Below are 20,660 nucleotides of genomic sequence, written 5' to 3'. Positions count from 1 at the left end.
GTGCTGCGGCAATGGCAAAGGGGGGCGTTCGCGCCCCCTTCGCCATGTCTTATATGGCCAGCAGCGAGAAGATCGCCGGGCGCTTGTGCAGGTCGATCCGCTCGGGGCGCCAGTCTGACAGCGGCAGCGTGACGATGGTCTCGCCCGGCAGGGTCAGGTCTACGGCCACGGACAGCAGCGTGGTGGCGGCGCAGTGCTGGCGCATGGCTTCCAGCAGCGCCGCGTTGCGGTAGGGCGTTTCGATGAACACCTGGGTTTGACTGGACTTGCGCGAACGCTGCTCCAGCTCGCGCAGGCGCTGCGCGCGCTCGCCGGCATCGACCGGCAGGTAGCCGTTGAAGGCAAAGCTCTGGCCGTTCAGGCCCGAGCCCATCACCGCCAGCAGGATCGAGCTGGGCCCGACCAGCGGCCGCACGCGGATGCGGCGCGCATGGGCCAGCCGCACCAGGTCGGCGCCGGGGTCGGCCACCGCCGGCACGCCGGCTTCGGACAGCAGGCCGCCGTCGCGGCCGGCTTCGAGCGGGGCCAGCAGCGCGGCCAGGGCGTCGGCGCGCGTATTGACGTTCAGCTCGCGGATCTCGATCTGCTGGATCGGGCGCGCCAGCGGCGTGGTCTCGCCCAGCTTCTTCAGGAAGGCGCGCGCGGTCTTGGCGTTCTCGGCGACGAGGTAATCGAGATTGGCCGCGACCTGCTGCACGCCGGCCGGAATCACGTCGGCCAGCGGGTCGGCTTGGTCGCGCTTGCCGAGGGTGTTGGGGATCAGGTAAAGAGTGCCGCTCATCGTGGGCTCGTGCGGGTCATGCAGAAAGAAGGGGGTAACCGGCCTGACGCAGCATGCCGGTCAGCGCGATCAGCGGCAGGCCGACCAGTGCGGTCGGGTCGTCCGACTCGACGCGTTCCAGCAGCGTGATGCCCAGGCCTTCGGACTTGGCGCTGCCGGCCACGTCGTAGGGGCGCTCCAGCTGCAGGTAGCTCTCGATTTCAGCGTCGGTCAGGTCGCGCATGGTCACGCGGGTCTGCACGTCGGCCAACTGCACGGTGCCGGTGCGTGCGTCCAGCAGGCACAGGGCCGAGTGGAAGGTGGCGGTGCGCCCGCGCATGCGGCGCAGCTGCGCCACGGCTTTCTCATGCGTGCCGGGCTTGCCCATCTGTTCGCCGTCCAGGGTCAGCACCTGGTCCGAGCCGATTACCAGCACGCCCGGATGGCGCGCGGCAATGGCTTCGGCCTTGCGCTGCGACAAGCGCAGCGCGGTGGCTTCGGGCGCTTCGCCAGCAAGCGGGGTTTCGTCGATGTCGGGCACGGCCACCTCGAACGGGATGCGCAGGCGCTCCAGCAGTTCGCGGCGGTAGGGTGAGCCGGAGCCAAGGATCAGGCTGGGGCGGGGGTCTGGGGACATAAGTAATGGAATCGGAACAGGAAGCGAAACAGCAAAAAGGTGCGGCCCGCGTTGCAAGACCTTTGACCTCGGCGCGGTTTACGTCGTACAATCGCGCGTTTAGCCGCATCCGCACCCGGGCGCAGTGCCGCCAATGTGCGCGGCCCGTAGTCCGACAGGCGTGGAATGTGGCGAACCAGTCATTGTATAGCGACCGGAGCCACGCACATGACCCAGCCGATTGACCTGCGCGCGCTTGATCTCTTCGCCTTGTGCCGGAAGGGTGAAAGCCTGGCCGGCGACGTGGCGGTGCGGGATTTGCCGCGCATCTTAGCCGAGACCGCGGCGCAAGCGCCAGCCTCGGCACCCGACGAGACGTTTGCCTATACGGCCACTGGCTTCATGCGTGAAGAGGCGGCCGAGCCGGGCGCCCCGGTGATGCGGCGGCTGTTTCTCGACGTGACCGTGCAGGGCCGGACATGGCTGGATTGCCAGCGCTGCCTGGCCCCCTATGCCGAGCCGATCGATACGGCAACGCGTTTCGAGGTGGTGGAAAGCGAGGAAGCGGCCGACGCCGCGCCGATGGACGACGAAGTCGACGTGATCGCCGGTTCGAAGCATTTCTCGCTGCTGGAACTGATTGAAGATGAAGTGCTGCTGGCGTTGCCGGTGGCCCCCAAGCATGACGTCTGCCCGACGGTGCACGAAAGCCTCGTGACCGGTTCGGACGGCGAGGCGCAGCCAGAGGCTGAGCCTGAGGAAGAAAAGCGGCCTTCGCCCTTTGCGGCGCTGGCCGGCCTGAAGACCAGGCATTGATGCCGCCGAGAGGCGGTGCGCAAGGTCTTGCAGGTGAATCTGAAGCATCCGGCCGGGCCCCGGCTACGCCTTGGGCGGGATGCGTGTGTTAATATTGAAAAATTCTCGAAGGAGTCATCATGGCTGTTCAACAGAACAAGAAGTCGCCGTCCAAGCGCGGCATGCACCGTTCGCACGATCACCTGTCGGCCGCGCCGCTGGCAGTTGAGCCGACCACCGGCGAAACCCACCTGCGTCACCACGTCAGCCCGAACGGCTACTACCGTGGCCGCAAGGTCATCAAGACCAAGAACGACTGATAGCTTCGTTCGGCGTGACGTTGCGTCTCGCTCGCGCATGCCTGTAGGTCGGACACTAAAAGGTCAGAGACAAAAAAGCGGCAAGATCGTTGCCGCTTTTTTGTTGGGCGCTCGGGATTCTCGCCGGGCGTGGCGTGCGCCGCCGCGCTATCCGTACCAGGAACAATGACGATCAAAATCGCTATCGACTGCATGGGCGGCGATCACGGTGTCTCCGTGACGGTGCCTGCGGCGATCAGTTTTCTTTCCCGCCACGACGACGCCGAGATGGTGCTGGTCGGCTTGCCCGACGCCATCCGGACGCAGCTGAAAAAGCTGCATGCGCTGGACCATCCGCGCGTGACTATCGTCGAGGCCACCGAGGTCATCACCATGGATGATCCGGTCGAGGTGGCGCTGCGCAAGAAGAGGGACTCTTCGATGCGCGTCGCCGTCACGCAGGTCAAGGAAGGCCTGGCCGGTGCCTGCATCTCCGCCGGCAATACCGGCGCCCTGATGGCGGTATCGCGCTATGTGCTCAAGACGCTCGAAGGCATCGAGCGGCCGGCCATCGCCACCACCATTCCAAACGAACAAGGCTGGGGCACCACCGTGCTGGACCTGGGCGCCAATGCCGACTGCGAGCCTGAGCACCTGCTGCAGTTCGCGCGCATGGCTGAAGCCATGGTGGCCGTGGTCGACCACAAGGAACACCCCACGGTGGGCCTGCTGAACATCGGCGAGGAAGTCATCAAGGGCAATGAGGTGGTCAAGCGTGCGGGTGAACTGCTGCGCGCCTCGGAGCTGAACTTCTACGGCAACGTGGAAGGCAACGACATCTTCAAGGGCACTACCGACATCGTGGTCTGCGACGGCTTTGTCGGCAACGTGGCACTCAAGAGCACCGAGGGCCTGGCCAAGATGATCGGCGGTATGATCAAGGAAGAATTCACCCGCTCGTGGTTCACCAAGCTGCTGGCCGCGGTCGCCATGCCGGTGCTGTCGCGCCTGGCCAGGCGGCTCGACCCGGCGCGCTACAACGGCGCCTCGCTGCTTGGGCTGCGCGGGCTGGTGATCAAGAGCCATGGCTCGGCTGATGCCCATTCTTTTGAGTGGGCCATCAAACGCGGGTATGATGCCGCCAAGAATGGCGTGATCGCCCGCATCACCCGGGCTTTTGCCGATAAATCCAGCGCCGCAGGCGCTGCACAGCCCGCCCCGGAGACAGAGGTGCCTGGCGCGCATCCCAGCCCCCACGTCGCCTGAGCGCCACGCGCGCCGGTCGAGGGTGCCTGCGGGCCATACGATCCGACAATACATGACCAAGTACGCAAAAATCATCGGTACCGGAAGCTACCTGCCTCCGCGGCGCGTGACCAACCATGACCTGGCCGCGCAGCTTGCCGAAAAGGGCATCGAGACCAGCGACGACTGGATCGTCTCGCGCAGCGGCATTTCGGCACGCCACTGGGCCGAGCCGGATGTGACCAGCAGCGATCTCGCGGTCAAGGCTGCCGAGCAGGCCATCGAAGCTGCCGGCATCGACCGCCAGAACATCGACCTGATCATCGTCGCCACCTCGACGCCGGACTTTGTGTTCCCCAGCACGGCCTGCATCGTGCAGGAAAAGCTGGGTATCACCAACCACTGCCCGGCCTTCGACCTGCAGGCGGTGTGTTCGGGCTTTGTCTATGCACTGGCCACCGCCGACAAGTTCATCCGCAGCGGCTCGCACCGCAACGTGCTGGTGATCGGCACCGAGGTGTTCTCGCGCATCCTGGACTTCAATGACCGCACCACCTGCGTGCTGTTCGGCGACGGCGCCGGCGCCGTGGTGCTGTCGGCGTCCGACGAGCCCGGCATCCTGTCTACCGCGATGCACTCGGACGGCAGCCAGGTCGACATCCTGTGCGTGCCGGGCAACGTCGCGGGCGGCAATATCACTGGCAACCCGTTCCTGCACATGGACGGCCAGGCCGTGTTCAAGCTGGCCGTGAACGTGCTGGACAAGGTTGCGCGCGAAGCCATGGAGGCCGCCAGCGTGACGCCCGGCCAGGTCGACTGGCTGATCCCGCATCAGGCCAATATCCGCATCATGCAGGGCACGGCCAGGAAGCTGGGCATGCCGGCGGAGCGCATGGTCGCCACCGTGCACGAGCACGGCAACACCTCGGCCGCGTCGATCCCGCTGGCGCTGGACGTCGCGGTGCGCGACGGCCGCATCCGCCCGGGCCAGACCGTGCTGATGGAAGGCGTGGGCGGCGGCTTCACCTGGGGCGCGGTGCTGCTGCGCATGTGATTCGCGGCCGGCGCCATGGCATGCCGTGCATGCAAGACATGCCGCGGCGCCGGCCACCCGTTTCTTGTTAGGGTTCCAATCCGATGAAATTCGCTTTCGTATTTCCCGGCCAGGGTTCGCAGTCGGTCGGCATGCTTAATGCCTTCGCTGATAACGCCGTAGTGCGCGCCACCGTGGAAGAAGCCTCGGCCGCGCTTGGCCAGGATCTCGGCCGCCTGATCGCCGAAGGCCCCGCCGAAGAGCTGAACCTGACTACCAACACGCAGCCGGTGATGCTGACCGCCGCCGTGGCGGTCTACCGTGCCTGGCTGGACGCCGGCGGCCCGGCGCCGGCGCTGGTTGCCGGCCACAGCCTGGGCGAGTACTCGGCGCTGGTGGCCGCGGGCGTGATCCCGTTTGCCGACGCGGTGCCGCTGGTGCGCTTCCGCGCGCAAGCCATGCAGGAAGCCGTGCCGGTGGGCGAGGGCGCCATGGCCGCGATCCTGGGCCTGTCCGATGACGACGTGCGTGCCGCTTGCGCCGAGGCATCGGCCGCGGGCGTGGTCGAGGCCGTGAACTTCAACGCGCCGTCGCAGGTGGTGATCGCAGGCAACAAGGCCGCGGTCGAGAAGGCCTGCGAAATCGCCAAGAGCAAGGGCGCCAAGCGCGCGCTGCCGCTGCCGGTGTCGGCGCCGTTCCACTCGTCGCTGCTCAAGCCCGCTTCGGACCGTCTGCGCGAGCGCATGGCCGGCCTGGCATTCTCGGCGCCGTCGATCCCGCTGGTGAACAACGTCGACGTCGCCATCGTCAATGATCCGGACGCGATCAAGGACGCTCTGGTGCGCCAGGCCGCCGCGCCGGTGCGCTGGGTTGAGTGCGTGCAGAAGATGGCCGCCGAAGGCATTACGCACGTGATCGAATGCGGCCCCGGCAAGGTGCTGGCCGGCATGACCAAGCGCATCGACGGCAACCTGACCGGCGGCGCGATCTTCGATCCGGCCTCGCTGCAGGACACGCTGGCACTGCTGAAGTAAGCAAGAGGACAACCGCATGACCAAACTTCTCGACAACCAGGTTGCGCTGGTCACCGGCGCCTCGCGCGGCATCGGCCGCGCCATCGCGCTGGAACTGGCCCGCCAGGGCGCCACCGTGATCGGCACCGCCACCAGCGAAGCCGGCGCGGCCGGCATCACTGATTACCTCGGCGCCGATGGCCTGAAGGGCAAGGGCGCCGTGCTCAACGTCAATGACGCGGCCGCTTGCGACGCGCTCATCGACGAGATCGTCAAGACCCATGGCGGCATCGGCGTGCTGGTCAACAATGCCGGCATCACGCAGGACCAGCTGGCGATGCGCATGAAGGACGAGGACTGGCTGGCCGTGATCCAGACCAACCTGACTTCAGTGTTCCGCCTGTCGCGCGCGGTGCTGCGTCCGATGATGAAGGCCCGCCAGGGCCGCATCATCAATATCACTTCGGTGGTGGGCTCGGTCGGCAACCCCGGCCAGATGAACTACTCTGCTGCCAAGGCGGGCGTGGCGGGCATGACCCGCTCGCTGGCCGCGGAGATCGGCAGCCGCAACGTGACCGTGAACTGTGTCGCGCCGGGTTTTATCGACACTGACATGACCAAGGCGCTGTCCGAAGAGCAGCATGCTTCGCTCAAGACGCAGATTCCGCTGGGTCGCCTTGGCCAGCCGGAGGATATCGCCAACGCGGTGGCCTTCCTGGCTGGTCCGCAAGCCGCTTACATTACCGGCACTACGCTGCATGTGAACGGCGGGATGTACATGAATTAATGGGGTTTTTGGTTGGCTGGTTTCGGGGAAGAAGCCCGAAGAAGCTGCCTGAAGTAGTAGTTTTCCGAACCAAACGGGCGCGATTCTTGCAAAGCTTGGCAGGCGGCATTTCTGTCGCCTCAAACCTGCTAAAATGCGCCCACTTTTTGTCGAACTTCCCTGGAGGGTTACATGGACAATATCGAACAACGCGTCAAGAAAATCGTGGCAGAACAGCTTGGCGTGGCCGAGGCAGACATCAAGAACGAATCGTCGTTCGTGAACGATCTCGGTGCGGATTCGCTGGACACGGTTGAACTCGTGATGGCGTTGGAAGATGAATTCGGCATGGAAATTCCTGATGAGGAAGCCGAAAAGATCACGACCGTGCAACAGGCTATCGACTACGCCACCGCGCACGTCAAGGCCTAAGCCCGTCGTTTCTGCATTCCGAGCCACAGAAGGCAGGTGGGCGGGCCGTTGCGGCCGCGCCTTGCTGTTTTCTGTGGCTTTCGTCTGTTTGAAGAAGCAGAATGGAATGTGCTTCGCCGCGCGGCCCGCAAGGCCGGCGGTAGGCTGATCTCCGTTCCGTTCCCGTTTCACGCACCCGTAGGAAAACATAGTGAGCCGTCGTCGCGTCGTCGTCACTGGGCTTGGCCTTGTGTCTCCGGTCGGAAACACGGTTGCCGAAGGCTGGGCCAACCTGGTTGCCGGCAAGTCCGGCATCGCCACCATCACCAAATTCGATCACTCCGCGCTTTCCGTGCACTTTGCCGGTGAAGTGAAGGGTTTCAATGCCGAGGACTACATCCCCGCCAAGGAAGCCCGCGCTATGGATACCTTTATCCATTTCGGCATTGCAGCCGGCACGCAGGCCCTGAAGGACAGCGGCCTGGAAGTGACCGAAGCCAATGCCGAGCGCATCGGCGTGCTGGTCGGTTCGGGCATCGGCGGCCTGCCGTTGATCGAAGAGACCCACGCCGTGCTGACCGAGCGCGGTCCGCGCCGGATTTCGCCGTTCTTTGTGCCAGGCTCGATCATCAACATGATCGCGGGGCACCTGTCGATCATCCACGGCATCAAGGGCCCGAACCTGGCTGCCGTGACGGCTTGCACGACCGGCCTGCACAGCATTGGCCTGGCCGCCCGCCTGATCCAGGCCGGCGATGCCGACGCCATGCTGGCGGGCGGTGCCGAGTCGACCGTGTCGCCGCTGGGCATCGGCGGTTTCGCCGCTGCGCGTGCGCTGTCGACGCGCAATGACGATCCGGCGGCCGCTTCGCGTCCGTGGGACAAGGACCGCGACGGCTTCGTGCTGGGCGAAGGCGCGGGGGTGATGATGCTGGAGGAGTACGAGTCGGCCAAGGCGCGCGGCGCGCGCATCTACGCCGAGCTGATTGGCTTTGGCATGAGCGGCGACGCTTACCACATGACCGCGCCGAACATGGACGGCCCGCGCCGTTGCATGGTCAATGCGCTCAAGGACGCCGGCATCAACACGGACCAGGTGCACTACCTGAACGCCCATGGCACGTCCACGCCGCTGGGCGACAAGAACGAATCCGATGCGATCAAGGCCGCATTCGGCGATCAGGCCTACAAGATGGTGGTGAACTCGACCAAGTCGATGACCGGCCATCTGCTGGGCGGTGCCGGCGGCCTGGAGTCGGTCTTCACCGTGCTGGCGCTGCACAACCAGGTGTCGCCGCCGACGATCAACCTCGACAACCAGGATCCCGAGTGCGACCTGGATTACGTGGCCAACGCGGCCCGCGAGATGAAGATCGACGTCGCGGTGAAGAACAACTTCGGTTTCGGCGGCACCAACGGCACGCTTGTTTTCCGCCGCGCCTGATCCGTGGTTGAGGCGGGCCCTTCGCGGGCTGCGCCAGGGCAGGGTCCACCCGTTGCGGTGGGCCCTGTTCGTGTTTTGTGCCGGCCAAACGCTGGCGCTCGCGCTGCTGGCGCGGACGCTGGCCGTTGTGGTGGCCGGTAGTCAGACTGGTTTCCATCGGGGGCATGCCGCCATGGCGCTGGGACTCGCGCTTGCCATCGCGGCGACGCTGCGTGCCTGGCCGGCGTGGTGGCACGGCTCGCGCTGGCGCTGCACGGCGGTGCTGCACGCGCCCGACGGCAAGGCTCCATTGCGGATCCGCCTGCAAGATCCGGGCGGTGCCCGGTACGAGGCTGTGGTCAGGCAATGCTGGCAGGCCGGCGGTGCCGCTGTCGTGCGCCTGGCCCCCGGCGCGCCCGGGATGCCGGGCGCCATCTTTCTTCCCTGGCAGGCGGGTTCGCCCGAAATGGCGCGGCGGTTGCAACGCGCCGCCAGAGTTGCACTGCGGGTGCAACCTGATGTGCCGGCAGGGGAACGATTTTGTTAGCTTACGGTCACAGGATGCGCGTTGCTTCACCGGGCGGGCTTAGAATCGTAGGTAAAATACAACGTTTGTCGTGACGACCAAACCAAGAGATACACTGCAGGTGAGCCATACGTGAGCGAACGCGAAGCCGATCAGCTCCTAGTTGAACGCGTCCAGCAGGGCGATAAGCGGGCCTTTGAACTTCTGGTGACCAAATACCATCGGAAGATCATTCGCCTGATTTCGCGCCTGGTCAGGGACCCCGCCGAGGTGGAAGATGTGGCGCAGGATGCCTTTATCAAGGCATACCGCGCCTTGCCCCAGTTCCGCGGGGAGTCCGCCTTCTATACGTGGCTGTACCGGATCGCCGTCAACACGGCCAAGAACTACCTGGCCACCCAGGGCCGCCGCCCGGAAGCGTCCAGCGATATCGATGCAGAAGAGGCTGAAACTTTTGCGGACGGTGAGCAACTAAGGGATATCAATACGCCGGAATCGATGCTCCACACGCGCCAGGTCGCCGAGACGGTGAACCGCGCAATGGAGGCCCTTCCGGAGGAATTGCGGACCGCCATCACGCTGCGCGAGATCGAGGGTCTCAGCTATGAGGAGATCGCCGAAGCGATGGGATGTCCGATCGGCACGGTGCGTTCGCGGATCTTCCGGGCGCGCGAGGCGATTGCCGAGAAGTTGCGTCCGCTGCTGGGAACGGCAGAGGGCAAGCGGTGGTAGTAGTGGGGTAGTCAAGAAGAATGTCGTGCGGCCAGCGTTGCAGCGTATTCCTGCATCGATAAGCGACAGAAGTGACGGGATTATCGGTGTTCAATGGAATGTCTTGGGGTGGGAAATGGGTCAGGCTCATAAGCAGTCGGTTCATGTAGTGGAAGCAGCGGAGCAGATCTCCGTATTGATGGATGGCGAACTGGCGCCGCACGAAGTTGATGCCGTGCTGGGTCTCGCGAAAAGCGATGCCGGCATGTCCGACTGGGCCACTTACCAGTTGATCGGCGACACGCTGCGTTCGGAAGACCTGACGCACGCGGGTTCCACCACTGCTTTCCTCTCTCGTTTCTCCGCGCGTCTGGAAGCCGAGCCGCACGTACTGGTGCCGGCAGTGGCGCAGGCCAGCGCCCGCCACCGCCTGCTGGTCAGGCCGTCATGGGTGCGCCGCGTGATGCCGGGCACCGCCATCGCTGCCGCCGTGGCAGCGGTCAGCTGGGTGGTCGTGCCGCAGATGCGCGGCCCTGCCACGCTGGCCACGCCCGATGCCGTGGTGGCGCGCGCCGACCAGCCCGCGGGCGGGCCGGCCTCTGGCATCGTCACCGTGGCGGCCGAAAGTCCCCAGATGATCCGTGACCCGCGCCTGGACGAATACCTGCGTGCCCATCGCACGTCGGTGGCAACGGATGCGTTCGTGCCCACCATGCGCACGGTTGCCAACGGTGCAAACTTCACTCAGGAAAATACGCAGGAATAATGCCGGACATGCATAAAGGAGGGTCGCCCGCCTATGTAGCGGGCGCGCAGAAAATCAGGGCCCTGCGTAGGTCCTTTTTTCTGGCCTTGTGTCTGAGCGCTGCCGCGGCCACCGCACAGCCCTCAGACAGTACGCTGAACCGACGCGACGCCACCGCCTGGCTCAACAAGATCCACAAAGCCGCACAGCGCGAGAACTATGTCGGCACGCTGATCTACCAGCGCGGCAGCGTCATGCACGCCTCGCGTATCCAGCATTACAGTGATCTCGTCCACAACGAGTACGAACGCCTGGAAACGCTCGACGGCAAGCCGCGCGAAGTGCTGCGACAGAACGACGTGGTGCACAGCCTGATCCCCGAGGCCAAGCTGGTGGTGGTGGAAAAGCAGGAAGCCAAGGACCGCTTCCCGGCGCTGCTCGCCACCAACAAGAACGATGTGCTGGACCTGTACGACATGCGCAAGATGCCCGCCGAGCGTGTGGCAGGCATGGAGTGCGAGGTCTTCGCGCTGGAGCCGCACGATGCCGCGCGCTATGCGGTGCGCCTGTGGGCGGAGAAAAACTCCGGGCTGCTGATGCGCGCGCAGACCATTGGCGAGGGCGGCAAGGTGCTGGAGCAGGTCGCGTTCTCGCAGGTGCAGATCGGGGTGCCGTCCGAAAAGCAGCGTATCCTCGGTGCGATCAAGAATTCCAGCAGCTGGAATCGCTATGAGGTGACCTACCAGCCGACCAGCATCGCCGACGAGGGCTGGTCGATTGCCGTGCCGCTCAAGGGCTTCCAGAAAATCCGCGAAGTGCGCCGGCCGCTCGGCGAACTGCGTGCGCCCGCGCCGGGCAACGCGCGCGGGCAGGTCTTCGAAGTCCTGCAAGTCGTCTACAGCGACGGGCTGACGGGCCTGTCGGTCTTCATTGAGCCGGTTTCCGAGCAACGTGCCCGCCGTGAGGGCGTGGCCGCGCTCGGCGCGACCCAGGTCGTGGTGCGCCGGATCGCCGATTACTGGATTACCGTGGTGGGCGAGGTCCCGGCAAGCACCGTCCGCCAGTTTGCGACGGCCGTAGAGTACCGCCCGCCCAAGGCGGTACACTGAGCCTGACGCAGGTGCTGCCGGCGCCACGGGACCTTGGTTCCGGCGCCGGCCCATGAATTCTGCACAGGGTCCCCTGCCACAGGGGGCGATACAGTTGGTCCTTCTTCTTTCCCTGAATCCCGGGAGTTGTCGATGATGTTCAGATCTCCAGCCCTGGCGCGGGCCGTGGTCATGGCTGCCATGATGCTGCTCGGCCCGACTGTTGCCGAAGTCAGCTATGCCCAGGCTGCCGCCTCCAACTACAACCTGCCTGATTTCACCGACCTGGTGGAAAAGGCCAGCCCGGCCGTGGTCAATATCCGCACCACGGAACTCGTGCGCCAGCGCGGTGGTGCGCCCGGCGGCGATGACGAGATGGCGGAATTCTTCCGGCGCTTCTTCGGCGTGCCGATGCCCGGCGCCCCGGCGCCAGGCGCTCCCCGCCGCGGCCAGCCGCCGCAGCAGGAAGAGCAGAGCCGCGGCGTGGGTTCGGGCTTCATCATCAGTCAGGACGGCTACGTGATGACCAACGCGCACGTGGTGGCCGACGCCGAAACCATCTATGTGACCCTGCCCGACAAGCGCGAATTCAAGGCCAAGCTGATCGGCTCGGACAAGCGCACCGACGTGGCGCTGCTCAAGGTCGAGGCCAGCGGCCTGCCGCGCCTGCCGCTGGGCGATTCCAACAAGGTCCGCGCGGGCGAGTGGGTGCTGGCCATCGGCTCGCCATTCGGGCTGGACAACAGCGTGACCGCCGGCATTGTCTCGGCCAAGGGCCGCGACACGGGCGACTATCTGCCGTTCATCCAGACCGATGTGGCGGTCAACCCCGGCAATTCCGGCGGCCCGCTGATCAACCTGCGCGGCGAGGTGATCGGCATCAACTCGCAGATCTACAGCCGCAGCGGCGGCTACATGGGCATCTCGTTCGCGATCCCGATCGACGAGGCGATGCGCGTGTCCGAGCAGCTCAAGGCCTCAGGGCGCGTGACACGCGGGCGCATCGCCGTGGCGATCGGCGACGTCACCAAGGAGGTGGCCGATTCGCTGGGCCTGGGCCGTGCGCGCGGCGCGCTGGTCGGCAGCGTCGAGCCGGGCGGTCCTGCCGAGAAGGCGGGCATCGAGGCCGGCGACATCATCCTCAAGTTCAACGGCCGCGATATCGAACGGGCCTCGGACCTGCCGCGCATGGTGGGCGAGACCAAGCCGGGCACGCGCGTGCCGCTGCAGCTGTGGCGCAAGGGGGCGACCCGCGACGTCACGATCACCGTCACCGAGCTGGAGCCGGACGGCAAGGCCAAGGCTCGCAGCGGCGCAACGCCCAAGGACGACGGCGCGGCGCAGTCCGGCAAGCCCAACGCGCTGGGCCTGGTGGTCAATGACCTGCCCGAGGCGCGCCTGAAGGAGCTCAAGCTCAAGTCGGGCGTCGAGGTGGAAGTGGCCGACGGCCCGGCGCTGCGTGCCGGCATCCGTCCGGGCGACATCATCCTGCGCCTGGGCGATACCGACGTGACCAACGCCCGCCAGTTCAACGAGCTGGTGCGTAGCCTGGACAAGAACCGGATTGCCGCGGTGTTCGTGCGGCGCGGCGACGCCACCCAGGTGCTGACGCTGCGTCCGGGCGCTACGTCCAGTCGCTGATCCGCCATGATCGGTATGCCCGCGCTGACACTGTACGGCCGGGCATACTGCCATCTTTGCGAAGACATGAAGGTCGCGCTGGAGCCGCTCCGGCGCGATTTTTCTTTCACCCTGCATGAGGTGGATGTCGATACCGATGCGGGGCTGGAAGACCGCTTTGGCGAGCTGGTGCCGGTACTGATGCCGGGCACGCCAGCAGACTTGCAACGCAGCGCCGTGGAGCTTTGCCACTATTTCCTCGACGAAGCGGCCGTAAGGGTGTGGCTTGCCGCACATGGTGGCACGCACACCACCCGCTGATCCCCGCCGGTAACCGCCGCCAACCGCGCCACGCCGCCATTTGACGACCCGGAAGTCATTGAAAATCCGGTAAAATTGCGGATTGGCGCAAAAATTGCACCCCCCGAACCTGCGGTACGCCCGCGCACGCCTTGCGGCGCGCGGCGCCGGGCCGCTCAACCGCTTGTTGCCGCGCGGGCTCTCACGCCGGCGCTCCCCTGAACACTAGATGGACCATATCCGTAATTTCTCGATCATTGCCCATATCGACCATGGGAAGTCCACCCTGGCCGACCGGATCATTCAGCTTTGTGGAGGGCTGTCGGATCGGGAGATGGAAGCTCAGGTCCTCGATTCGATGGATATCGAAAAGGAGCGCGGCATCACCATCAAGGCGCAGACCGCTGCGCTCAGCTACAAGGCGCGCGACGGCCGGGTCTACAACCTGAACCTGATCGACACCCCGGGACACGTCGACTTCAGCTATGAAGTGAGCCGCTCGCTGTCGGCCTGCGAAGGCGCGCTGCTGGTGGTCGATGCCTCGCAGGGCGTCGAGGCGCAGACCGTGGCCAACTGCTACACCGCGATCGAGCTGGGCGTGGAAGTGGTGCCGGTGCTCAACAAGATCGACCTGCCGCAGGCCGACCCCGATAACGCGATCCAGGAGATCGAGGACGTGATCGGCATCGACGCGCAGGACGCCACGCCGTGCTCGGCCAAGACCGGGCAGGGCGTGCAGGACGTGATCGAGGCGCTGATCGCCAAGGTGCCGCCGCCCAAGGGCGACGCCGACGCGCCGCTGCAGGCGCTGATCATCGACTCGTGGTTCGACAACTACGTTGGCGTGGTGATGCTGGTGCGCGTGGTCAATGGCACCCTGCGTCCCAAGGACAAGGTACTGCTGATGGCCAACGGCTCACAGCACCTGGTCGAGCAGGTGGGCGTGTTTACGCCGAAGTCGATCCCCCGCGATGCGCTGACGGCGGGCGAGGTCGGTTTCGTCATCGCCGGCATCAAGGAGCTGAAGGCGGCCAAGGTGGGCGACACCATTACCACTGTGCAACGCAAGGCCGAGGCGCCGCTGCCGGGCTTCAAGGAAGTCAAGCCGCAGGTGTTCGCCGGCCTGTACCCCGTCGAGGCCAACCAGTACGAGGCGCTGCGCGAGTCATTGGAAAAGCTGCGGCTCAACGATGCCTCGCTGATGTTCGAGCCGGAAGTGTCGCAGGCGCTGGGCTTCGGCTTCCGCTGCGGCTTCCTCGGCCTGCTGCACATGGAGATCGTGCAGGAGCGCCTGGAGCGCGAGTTCGACATGGACCTGATCACCACCGCGCCGACAGTGGTGTACCAGGTCGAGATGCGCGACAGCACCGTGATCACCGTGGAAAATCCGGCGAAGATGCCGGACCCGAGCAAGATCGAGGCGATCCTGGAACCGATCGTCACCGTCAACCTGTATATGCCGCAGGAATATGTCGGCTCGGTGATTACGCTGTGCACGCAGAAGCGCGGCTCGCAAATCAACATGAGCTACCACGGCAAGCAGGTGCAGCTGACCTACGAAATCCCGATGGCGGAAATCGTGATGGACTTCTTCGACCGCCTGAAGTCGGTGTCGCGCGGCTATGCGTCGATGGATTACGAGTTCAAGGAATATCGCCCGTCCGACGTGGTCAAGGTCGACATCCTGATCAACAGCGACAAGGTCGATGCGCTGTCGGTGATCGTGCACCGTTCGAACTCGCAATACCGCGGCCGCGAAGTCGCGGCCAAGATGCGCGAGATCATTCCGCGCCAGATGTACGACGTGGCGATCCAGGCCGCCATCGGCGCGAATATCATTGCGCGCGAAAACGTCAAGGCGCTGCGTAAGAACGTGCTGGCCAAGTGCTACGGCGGCGACATCACGCGCAAGAAGAAGCTGCTGGAAAAACAGAAGGCCGGCAAGAAGCGGATGAAGCAGGTCGGTACGGTCGAGATCCCGCAGGAGGCTTTCCTGGCCATCCTGCAGGTGGATGACAAGTAAGAAGGCGCAGCGAGCAGGGCAGTGCCACGCGCGGCGGCTTGCCGCCGTGGTGAAAGAACAGGCTGTACCAGGATTTCAAAAAACCAGAAGCCGTCATGAATTTTGCACTGATCCTTTTTGTGCTGGTGGTGATTACGGGCGTCGCGTGGGTGGCGGACAAGCTCGTGTTCGAGCGGCAGCGCCGCTCTTCGGCGCGGCTGGCGCTGGCCGAGTTCGATTCGCGCCAGGCCGACCTGCAGGGCCGCTTCGGCGCGGCGGAAGCTGACGCCACGCGCAAGCGACTGGCCGAGGAAAAGCTGCGCCAGCCATGGTGGCTGGAGTATTCGGCCAGCTTCTTCCCGGTGATCCTGGCGGTGTTCGTGCTGCGCTCGTTCGTGGTCGAGCCGTTCAAGATCCCGTCCGGCTCGATGATCCCGACGCTGCTGATCGGCGACTTCATCCTGGTCAACAAGTACGAGTACGGCATCCGCCTGCCGGTGGTGAACAAGAAGGTCGTGGACATGGGCGAGCCGCAGCGCGGCGACGTGATGGTGTTCCGCTACCCGAAGGATCCGTCGCTCGACTACATCAAGCGCGTGATCGGCGTGCCGGGCGACGTGGTGCAATATGCCAACAAGCGCCTGACCATCAACGGCAAGCCGGCCGGGTACTCCGCGCTGCCGGATTTCCTGGATGAGGAGCGCCTGGCGTATTCCAGGCATTTCCGGGAAAAGCTGCCAGGCAGCGTCGATCATGGCATCCTGAACGACGCCGACCGCCCGGCGTTTGTCGCGGGGGCGGACCCGGATTTCCCGTACCGGGAAAACTGCACTTACAATCAGCAGGGAGTGACCTGCAAGGTACCTGCAGGTCACTATTTCGTCATGGGTGACAACCGGGACAACAGCCTGGATTCCCGTTACTGGGGTTTCGTGCCGGACGAGAATATTGTCGGCAAGGCGTTTGTGATCTGGATGAACCTGGGTAATTTCGGACGCGTGGGAACGTTCAAATAAGATTCCCCGCGGCGCAAGAACACTCAACGCAAAACGAGGGCAAGCGCATCATGGGTCAATTTGGGAAGGTGGGGGGCAGGAATCCGGTACGACGCCGGGCAGGCATGGGCGGGTTTTCCGTCTGGACGCTGCTGGTGATCGTGGTGTTCGTGATCGGGGTGGCTTTGCCGGCCCTGCGCGCGATCCCGAGCCTGGTGGAGTATTTTTCGGTCAAGCGCGCCGCCAGCTATGCCAAGCAGCGCGCCGCCAACAAGCGCGAAGTGGTCGATTTTTTTGAAAAACAGGCAGCCATCGACCGGATTACCGCAGTCAAGGGCGAGGACCTCCTGATCCGGGAAGATGAGAACGGCACCATCCAGGCGGTCGATTTCTCGTACCGGACCGAGGTGCCCGTCTACGGACCCCTGAGCCTGTTGATTACCTATTCAGGAACGCAGCACTGATATGAACCTCGACGCCTTGCAGCAACGACTCGGCTACCGATTCAGCAAGCCCGAATTGCTGCAACAGGCGCTGACGCACCGCAGCCACAGCGCCCAGCACAACGAACGTCTTGAATTCCTGGGCGATTCGGTGCTCAACTGCGCCGTGGCGGACATGCTCTATGGCATGTTCGGCAAGCTCGACGAGGGTGACCTGTCGCGCGTGCGGGCCAACCTGGTCAAGCAGCAGGCGCTGTACGAGATCGCCCAGATGCTGCAGTTGTCCGATACCCTGCGCCTGGGCGAGGGCGAACTCAAGAGCGGCGGCTTTCGCCGCCCGTCGATCCTGGCCGATGCGCTGGAAGCCATCGTCGGCGCGGTGTTCCTGGACGCCGGCTTCGATGCTGCCCGGGCGCTGATCCGCAAGCTCTATATCCCGATCCTGGAGCAGGTCGATCCGCGCACACTGGGCAAGGACGCCAAGACCCTGCTGCAGGAATATCTGCAGGGCCACAAGATTGCCCTGCCGCAATATAACGTAATCGCCACACACGGGGCCGCGCACAGCCAGCAGTTTGAAGTCGAGTGCACGGTGCCTAAACTGGAAGTCCGGGTGTTCGGCACCGGCGCCTCGCGGCGCGCCGCCGAGCAGGCGGCCGCCAAGCTGGCGCTGGATGAAGTCCAGAAGCTGGTGCCGCAGCTGCTCAAGCGCAGCCGCGCCGAGCGCACCGGCAAGACCCGCAAGCAACCCGTGCCGCAAGACCCACAGCTGTCTCTCAGGTTGAAGGAATGACCGAATCTACCCATCCGCAGCAAGACGCGGCGGATACCCCGGCCGCGGCGTTCCGCTGCGGCACCGTGGCCATCGTTGGCCGCCCCAACGTGGGCAAGTCCACGCTGATGAACGCGCTGGTCGGCCAGAAGATCAGCATCACCTCGCGCAAGGCGCAGACCACGCGGCACCGCATCGTCGGCATCCAGACCACGGATGACGCGCAGTATGTGTTCGTCGACACGCCGGGCTTTCAGACCCGCCACGCCAGCGCGCTGAACCGTTCGCTGAATCGCGCGGTCACGTCCACGCTGTCGTCGGTGGACCTGGTCCTGTTCGTGGTCGAGGCGGGCTACTACGGCGCCGACGACGAGAAGGTGCTGTCGCTGCTGCCGAAGAATACGCCGGTGCTGCTGATCGCCAACAAGCTGGACCGCGTCAACGGCGAGAACCGCTCGGAAGTGATGATGCCCTTCCTGGAAAAGATGGGGCAGCAGTTCCCGTTCCGCGAAGTGGTGCCGATGACGGCCAAGACCCATGACCATATCGCGCGCCTGTTCGGGATCCTCCGGCCCTACCTGCCGGAAGGCGAGCCGATGTACGACGCCGACGCCATGACCGACCGCAGCGAGCGCTTCCTGGCCTCGGAGATCATCCGCGAGAAGGTGTTCCGCTGGACCGGCGACGAGCTGCCGTACACCAGCACCGTGATCATCGACAAGTTCGAGACCGAAGGCCGCCTGCGCCGCGTCTTTGCCACCATCCTGGTCGAACGCGATGCGCACAAGGCCATGATCATCGGCAACAAGGGCGCCAAGCTCAAGCAGATCTCCACCGAGGCGCGCCTGGACATGGAAAAGCTGTTCGACGGCAAGGTCTACCTGGAAATGTGGATCAAGGTGAAGAGCGGCTGGGCCGACAACGAGGCAGGGCTGCGCGCGTACGGCTACGAGTGAGCAAACAGGCGAGCGACCAGTGAGCAAGACGGCTGACATCGCGCGCGCGTCGGCGCCGGCGCCACGGCCCCGGCGCGCCGACCCGGTGGTCGACGAGGCCGCCGAACTGCTCGACAGCAAGGCATTGCCCGGCATGGCCGACGCGGCCGCGCGCGCGATGATGGACCGCGCCATGCGGATCGTGCCGGCCCGGCCCGAGTCGCGCGTGGCCGAACAGCCCGGCTTCGTCCTGCACGCCTGGCCGTACCGCGAAACCAGCCTGATCCTCGACGTCTTCACGCGCGACTACGGCCGCATCTCGATGGTGGCCAAGGGTGCCAAGCGCCCCCATTCGGCGCTGCGCGCGGTGCTGCAGCACTTCCACCCGGTCTCCGTATCGTGGAGCGGCCGCGGTGAGGTCAAGACGCTCACCAAGGCCGAGTGGGTCGGCGGCATGCCGCCGCTGGCCGGCGACGCGCTGCTGTCGGCGTTCTACCTGAACGAGCTGCTGATGCGCTTCTGCCCGCGCGAGGACGCGCATCCGGCCTTGTTCCGCCATTACCTGACGACGCTGACGCGGCTGGCGCACGGCGAGCAGGCCGGGCTGGTGCTGCGCAGCTTTGAACGCGTGCTGCTGCAGGAAACCGGCTTCGCGGTGGCCTTTGACCAGTGCCTGAGCACCGGCGAGCGGGTCCAGCCGGGCCTGGACTATGTCTACCAGCCAGAGCGCGGCGTGCGCCGCGCGCAGCCGAGCGACCCGTCGTCGTGGCCGGTGGTAACTGGCCAGACATTGCTGGACATGGCGCAGGACGATTACAGCCGCGCGCAGACCGCCGCGCAAAGCCGCGCGCTGATGCGGTTCCTGCTGCATTATTATCTGCAAGGCGCGCCGCTGAAAACGCGCCAGATTCTGATCGACCTGCAGTATCTCTGACCGATTCAAGAACCACCCGACTTACTCCTGCACCTGCTCGCATGATCTTCCACGCAAATCCGGGCGTCATCGACCTTGGCGTCAATATCGACCACGTGGCCACGCTGCGCAACGCGCGCGGCACCGTGTACCCTGATCCCATCCGTGCCGCGCTGCTGGCGGAACAGGCCGGCGCCGACCTGATCACGCTGCACCTGCGCGAAGACCGCCGCCATATCCGCGATGCCGACGTGCGCGCGCTGCGCCCGCAACTGGCCACGCGCATGAACCTGGAATGCGCGATCACGCAGGAGATGCTCGCCATCGCCTGCGAGATCCGTCCGCAGGATGTCTGCCTGGTGCCAGAGCGCCGCGAGGAAGTGACCACCGAGGGCGGGCTGGATGTGGCCGGGCGTTTCGAGCAGGTCAAGGCGGCATGCGCGCAGCTGGCCGGTGCCGGCATCCGCGTGTCGCTCTTTATCGACGCCGATGCTGACCAGATCGCCGCCGCGGCCGCGTGCGGCGCGCCGGTGATCGAGCTGCATACCGGCGCCTATGCCGACGCGCATACGCCGGACCAGCAGGCGATCGAGTTCCGCCGCATCGCGGATGGCGTCGATGCCGGCCAGAAGCACGGCCTGGTAGTCAACGCCGGCCATGGCCTGCACTACACCAATGTGCAGCCGATCGCCGCGCTGCCCGGCATCAAGGAGCTGAACATCGGCCACGCGATCGTGGCGCATGCGGTGTTCGCAGGCTGGGAGAATGCGGTGCGCGAGATGAAGGCGATCATGGTCGCCGCGCGCCTGGGCACGCGCTACCCTGCCGCGGGCGCCCCGGCGTGATCTACGGCGTCGGCACCGACATCATCCAGATCGCCCGCGTGCAGGGCGTGATGGAACGCACCGACGGCCGTTTCGCCGAGAAGGTGCTGGGCCCCGATGAGCTGGCCAAGTACCACGCCCGCAAGGCGCGTTCCGAAAAGCGCGGGCTGGCCTTCCTGGCCACGCGCTTCGCGGCCAAGGAAGCCTTCTCCAAGGCCATCGGCCTGGGCATGCGCTGGCCGATGACGTGGCGCGCGATGGAGCTGATGAACCTGCCGTCCGGCGAGCCCACGCCGGTGTGCCATGGCGAGCTGGCCGCATGGCTGGCGGAACGCGGGCTCACCGTGCGGGTCAGTGTCAGTGACGAGCATGACTTTGCCGTTGCCTTCGCCATTGCCGAGCGTGCGGGCGGGGCGGCTTCCTAA

Annotated in this window: 24 protein-coding genes; 22 read left to right on the top strand and 2 right to left on the bottom strand. The window is 65.3% G+C overall.

Going from position 1 to position 20,660, the window contains the following annotated elements; all coding sequences use genetic code 11:
- Positions 1–49: 49 nt before the first annotated feature.
- On the bottom strand, positions 50–781 hold the full coding sequence (locus A3A5_RS0104390; protein ID WP_018309414.1) for an SAM-dependent methyltransferase: 732 nt from the start codon (positions 779–781) through the stop codon (positions 50–52).
- A gap of 16 nt (positions 782–797) precedes the next feature.
- Complete coding sequence (locus A3A5_RS0104385) at positions 798–1,397, bottom strand: Maf-like protein (RefSeq protein WP_018309413.1); 600 nt, start codon at positions 1,395–1,397, stop codon at positions 798–800.
- Between the two features lie 207 nt (positions 1,398–1,604).
- Between A3A5_RS0104385 and A3A5_RS0104380 the strand changes: the two genes are divergently transcribed.
- From A3A5_RS0104380 to acpS, 22 genes are all read left to right on the top strand, one after another.
- Positions 1,605–2,192, top strand: coding sequence for a DUF177 domain-containing protein (locus A3A5_RS0104380; RefSeq protein ID WP_018309412.1), 588 nt, complete (start codon positions 1,605–1,607; stop codon positions 2,190–2,192).
- Between the two features lie 119 nt (positions 2,193–2,311).
- Positions 2,312–2,491, top strand: coding sequence for a 50S ribosomal protein L32 (gene rpmF / locus A3A5_RS0104375; RefSeq protein ID WP_010814675.1), 180 nt, complete (start codon positions 2,312–2,314; stop codon positions 2,489–2,491).
- A 165-nt stretch (positions 2,492–2,656) separates the two neighbouring features.
- Positions 2,657–3,736, top strand: a complete 1,080-nt coding sequence (gene plsX, locus A3A5_RS0104370) for a phosphate acyltransferase PlsX (RefSeq protein ID WP_018309411.1) — start codon at positions 2,657–2,659, stop codon at positions 3,734–3,736.
- Between the two features lie 52 nt (positions 3,737–3,788).
- Positions 3,789–4,769, top strand: coding sequence for a beta-ketoacyl-ACP synthase III (locus tag A3A5_RS0104365; protein ID WP_018309410.1), 981 nt, complete (start codon positions 3,789–3,791; stop codon positions 4,767–4,769).
- 83 nt (positions 4,770–4,852) lie between these two features.
- Positions 4,853–5,782, top strand: coding sequence for an ACP S-malonyltransferase (gene fabD / locus A3A5_RS0104360; RefSeq protein ID WP_018309409.1), 930 nt, complete (start codon positions 4,853–4,855; stop codon positions 5,780–5,782).
- Between the two features lie 16 nt (positions 5,783–5,798).
- Entirely contained in the window at positions 5,799–6,548 is a 750-nt protein-coding gene (gene fabG, locus A3A5_RS0104355; protein ID WP_018309408.1) for a 3-oxoacyl-ACP reductase FabG, read from the top strand.
- 171 nt (positions 6,549–6,719) lie between these two features.
- Positions 6,720–6,959 (top strand): acyl carrier protein, encoded by a 240-nt coding sequence (gene acpP, locus A3A5_RS0104350; RefSeq protein ID WP_008644813.1) that lies wholly within the window; start codon positions 6,720–6,722, stop codon positions 6,957–6,959.
- A gap of 190 nt (positions 6,960–7,149) precedes the next feature.
- Positions 7,150–8,382: a beta-ketoacyl-ACP synthase II gene (fabF, locus tag A3A5_RS0104345; protein WP_018309407.1), complete on the top strand. Its 1,233-nt coding sequence runs from the start codon at positions 7,150–7,152 to the stop codon at positions 8,380–8,382.
- A 52-nt stretch (positions 8,383–8,434) separates the two neighbouring features.
- Complete coding sequence (locus A3A5_RS0104340) at positions 8,435–8,908, top strand: hypothetical protein (protein WP_232431257.1); 474 nt, start codon at positions 8,435–8,437, stop codon at positions 8,906–8,908.
- A 111-nt stretch (positions 8,909–9,019) separates the two neighbouring features.
- Complete coding sequence (gene rpoE, locus A3A5_RS0104335; RefSeq protein WP_010814682.1) at positions 9,020–9,619, top strand: RNA polymerase sigma factor RpoE; 600 nt, start codon at positions 9,020–9,022, stop codon at positions 9,617–9,619.
- Between the two features lie 115 nt (positions 9,620–9,734).
- A complete protein-coding gene (locus tag A3A5_RS0104330; protein ID WP_026200444.1) occupies positions 9,735–10,364 on the top strand; it encodes a sigma-E factor negative regulatory protein in 630 nt (209 codons plus the stop codon).
- An 8-nt stretch (positions 10,365–10,372) separates the two neighbouring features.
- Complete coding sequence (locus A3A5_RS0104325; protein WP_026200443.1) at positions 10,373–11,452, top strand: MucB/RseB C-terminal domain-containing protein; 1,080 nt, start codon at positions 10,373–10,375, stop codon at positions 11,450–11,452.
- Between the two features lie 132 nt (positions 11,453–11,584).
- A complete protein-coding gene (locus A3A5_RS0104320) occupies positions 11,585–13,072 on the top strand; it encodes a DegQ family serine endoprotease (RefSeq protein WP_026200442.1) in 1,488 nt (495 codons plus the stop codon).
- Positions 13,073–13,087: 15 nt separating this feature from the next.
- The gene (locus A3A5_RS0104315; RefSeq protein ID WP_026200441.1) at positions 13,088–13,372 is read left to right on the top strand and encodes a glutaredoxin family protein; all 285 of its coding nucleotides are present in this window, start codon (positions 13,088–13,090) and stop codon (positions 13,370–13,372) included.
- A 208-nt stretch (positions 13,373–13,580) separates the two neighbouring features.
- On the top strand, positions 13,581–15,374 hold the full coding sequence (gene lepA / locus A3A5_RS0104310) for a translation elongation factor 4 (RefSeq protein ID WP_018309401.1): 1,794 nt from the start codon (positions 13,581–13,583) through the stop codon (positions 15,372–15,374).
- A 95-nt stretch (positions 15,375–15,469) separates the two neighbouring features.
- A complete protein-coding gene (lepB, locus tag A3A5_RS0104305; RefSeq protein WP_018309400.1) occupies positions 15,470–16,369 on the top strand; it encodes a signal peptidase I in 900 nt (299 codons plus the stop codon).
- Between the two features lie 50 nt (positions 16,370–16,419).
- Positions 16,420–16,812, top strand: a complete 393-nt coding sequence (locus A3A5_RS0104300; protein WP_026200440.1) for a DUF4845 domain-containing protein — start codon at positions 16,420–16,422, stop codon at positions 16,810–16,812.
- 1 nt (position 16,813) lies between these two features.
- On the top strand, positions 16,814–17,584 hold the full coding sequence (rnc, locus tag A3A5_RS0104295) for a ribonuclease III (protein WP_010814690.1): 771 nt from the start codon (positions 16,814–16,816) through the stop codon (positions 17,582–17,584).
- On the top strand, positions 17,581–18,519 hold the full coding sequence (gene era / locus A3A5_RS0104290; RefSeq protein ID WP_018309398.1) for a GTPase Era: 939 nt from the start codon (positions 17,581–17,583) through the stop codon (positions 18,517–18,519). Before rnc ends, era begins: the two co-directional genes overlap by 4 nt.
- Positions 18,520–18,538: 19 nt before the next feature.
- Positions 18,539–19,432 (top strand): DNA repair protein RecO, encoded by an 894-nt coding sequence (gene recO / locus A3A5_RS0104285; protein ID WP_018309397.1) that lies wholly within the window; start codon positions 18,539–18,541, stop codon positions 19,430–19,432.
- Positions 19,433–19,473: 41 nt separating this feature from the next.
- Positions 19,474–20,256 (top strand): pyridoxine 5'-phosphate synthase, encoded by a 783-nt coding sequence (gene pdxJ / locus A3A5_RS0104280; RefSeq protein ID WP_018309396.1) that lies wholly within the window; start codon positions 19,474–19,476, stop codon positions 20,254–20,256.
- Positions 20,253–20,660 (top strand): holo-ACP synthase, encoded by a 408-nt coding sequence (gene acpS / locus A3A5_RS0104275; protein WP_018309395.1) that lies wholly within the window; start codon positions 20,253–20,255, stop codon positions 20,658–20,660. Before pdxJ ends, acpS begins: the two co-directional genes overlap by 4 nt.

This window comes from Cupriavidus sp. UYPR2.512 (genome assembly GCF_000379565.1).
GTDB lineage: Bacteria > Pseudomonadota > Gammaproteobacteria > Burkholderiales > Burkholderiaceae > Cupriavidus.
Note: the sequence above shows the minus strand (reverse complement) of the source record. Positions and strands in the feature narration are given on the sequence as shown.

Bases quoted from the DNA above. Each gene is read 5' to 3' on its own strand.
- A3A5_RS0104390 (WP_018309414.1), bottom strand. From the start codon at position 781: ATGAGCGGCACTCTTTACCTGATCCCCAACACCCTCGGCAAGCGCGAC.
- A3A5_RS0104385 (WP_018309413.1), bottom strand. From the start codon at position 1,397: ATGTCCCCAGACCCCCGCCCCAGCCTGATCCTTGGCTCCGGCTCACCC.
- A3A5_RS0104380 (WP_018309412.1), top strand. From the start codon at position 1,605: ATGACCCAGCCGATTGACCTGCGCGCGCTTGATCTCTTCGCCTTGTGC.
- rpmF (WP_010814675.1), top strand. From the start codon at position 2,312: ATGGCTGTTCAACAGAACAAGAAGTCGCCGTCCAAGCGCGGCATGCAC.
- plsX (WP_018309411.1), top strand. From the start codon at position 2,657: ATGACGATCAAAATCGCTATCGACTGCATGGGCGGCGATCACGGTGTC.
- A3A5_RS0104365 (WP_018309410.1), top strand. From the start codon at position 3,789: ATGACCAAGTACGCAAAAATCATCGGTACCGGAAGCTACCTGCCTCCG.
- fabD (WP_018309409.1), top strand. From the start codon at position 4,853: ATGAAATTCGCTTTCGTATTTCCCGGCCAGGGTTCGCAGTCGGTCGGC.
- fabG (WP_018309408.1), top strand. From the start codon at position 5,799: ATGACCAAACTTCTCGACAACCAGGTTGCGCTGGTCACCGGCGCCTCG.
- acpP (WP_008644813.1), top strand. From the start codon at position 6,720: ATGGACAATATCGAACAACGCGTCAAGAAAATCGTGGCAGAACAGCTT.
- A3A5_RS0104330 (WP_026200444.1), top strand. From the start codon at position 9,735: ATGGGTCAGGCTCATAAGCAGTCGGTTCATGTAGTGGAAGCAGCGGAG.
- A3A5_RS0104325 (WP_026200443.1), top strand. From the start codon at position 10,373: ATGCATAAAGGAGGGTCGCCCGCCTATGTAGCGGGCGCGCAGAAAATC.
- A3A5_RS0104320 (WP_026200442.1), top strand. From the start codon at position 11,585: ATGATGTTCAGATCTCCAGCCCTGGCGCGGGCCGTGGTCATGGCTGCC.
- A3A5_RS0104315 (WP_026200441.1), top strand. From the start codon at position 13,088: ATGCCCGCGCTGACACTGTACGGCCGGGCATACTGCCATCTTTGCGAA.
- lepA (WP_018309401.1), top strand. From the start codon at position 13,581: ATGGACCATATCCGTAATTTCTCGATCATTGCCCATATCGACCATGGG.
- lepB (WP_018309400.1), top strand. From the start codon at position 15,470: ATGAATTTTGCACTGATCCTTTTTGTGCTGGTGGTGATTACGGGCGTC.
- A3A5_RS0104300 (WP_026200440.1), top strand. From the start codon at position 16,420: ATGGGTCAATTTGGGAAGGTGGGGGGCAGGAATCCGGTACGACGCCGG.
- rnc (WP_010814690.1), top strand. From the start codon at position 16,814: ATGAACCTCGACGCCTTGCAGCAACGACTCGGCTACCGATTCAGCAAG.
- era (WP_018309398.1), top strand. From the start codon at position 17,581: ATGACCGAATCTACCCATCCGCAGCAAGACGCGGCGGATACCCCGGCC.
- pdxJ (WP_018309396.1), top strand. From the start codon at position 19,474: ATGATCTTCCACGCAAATCCGGGCGTCATCGACCTTGGCGTCAATATC.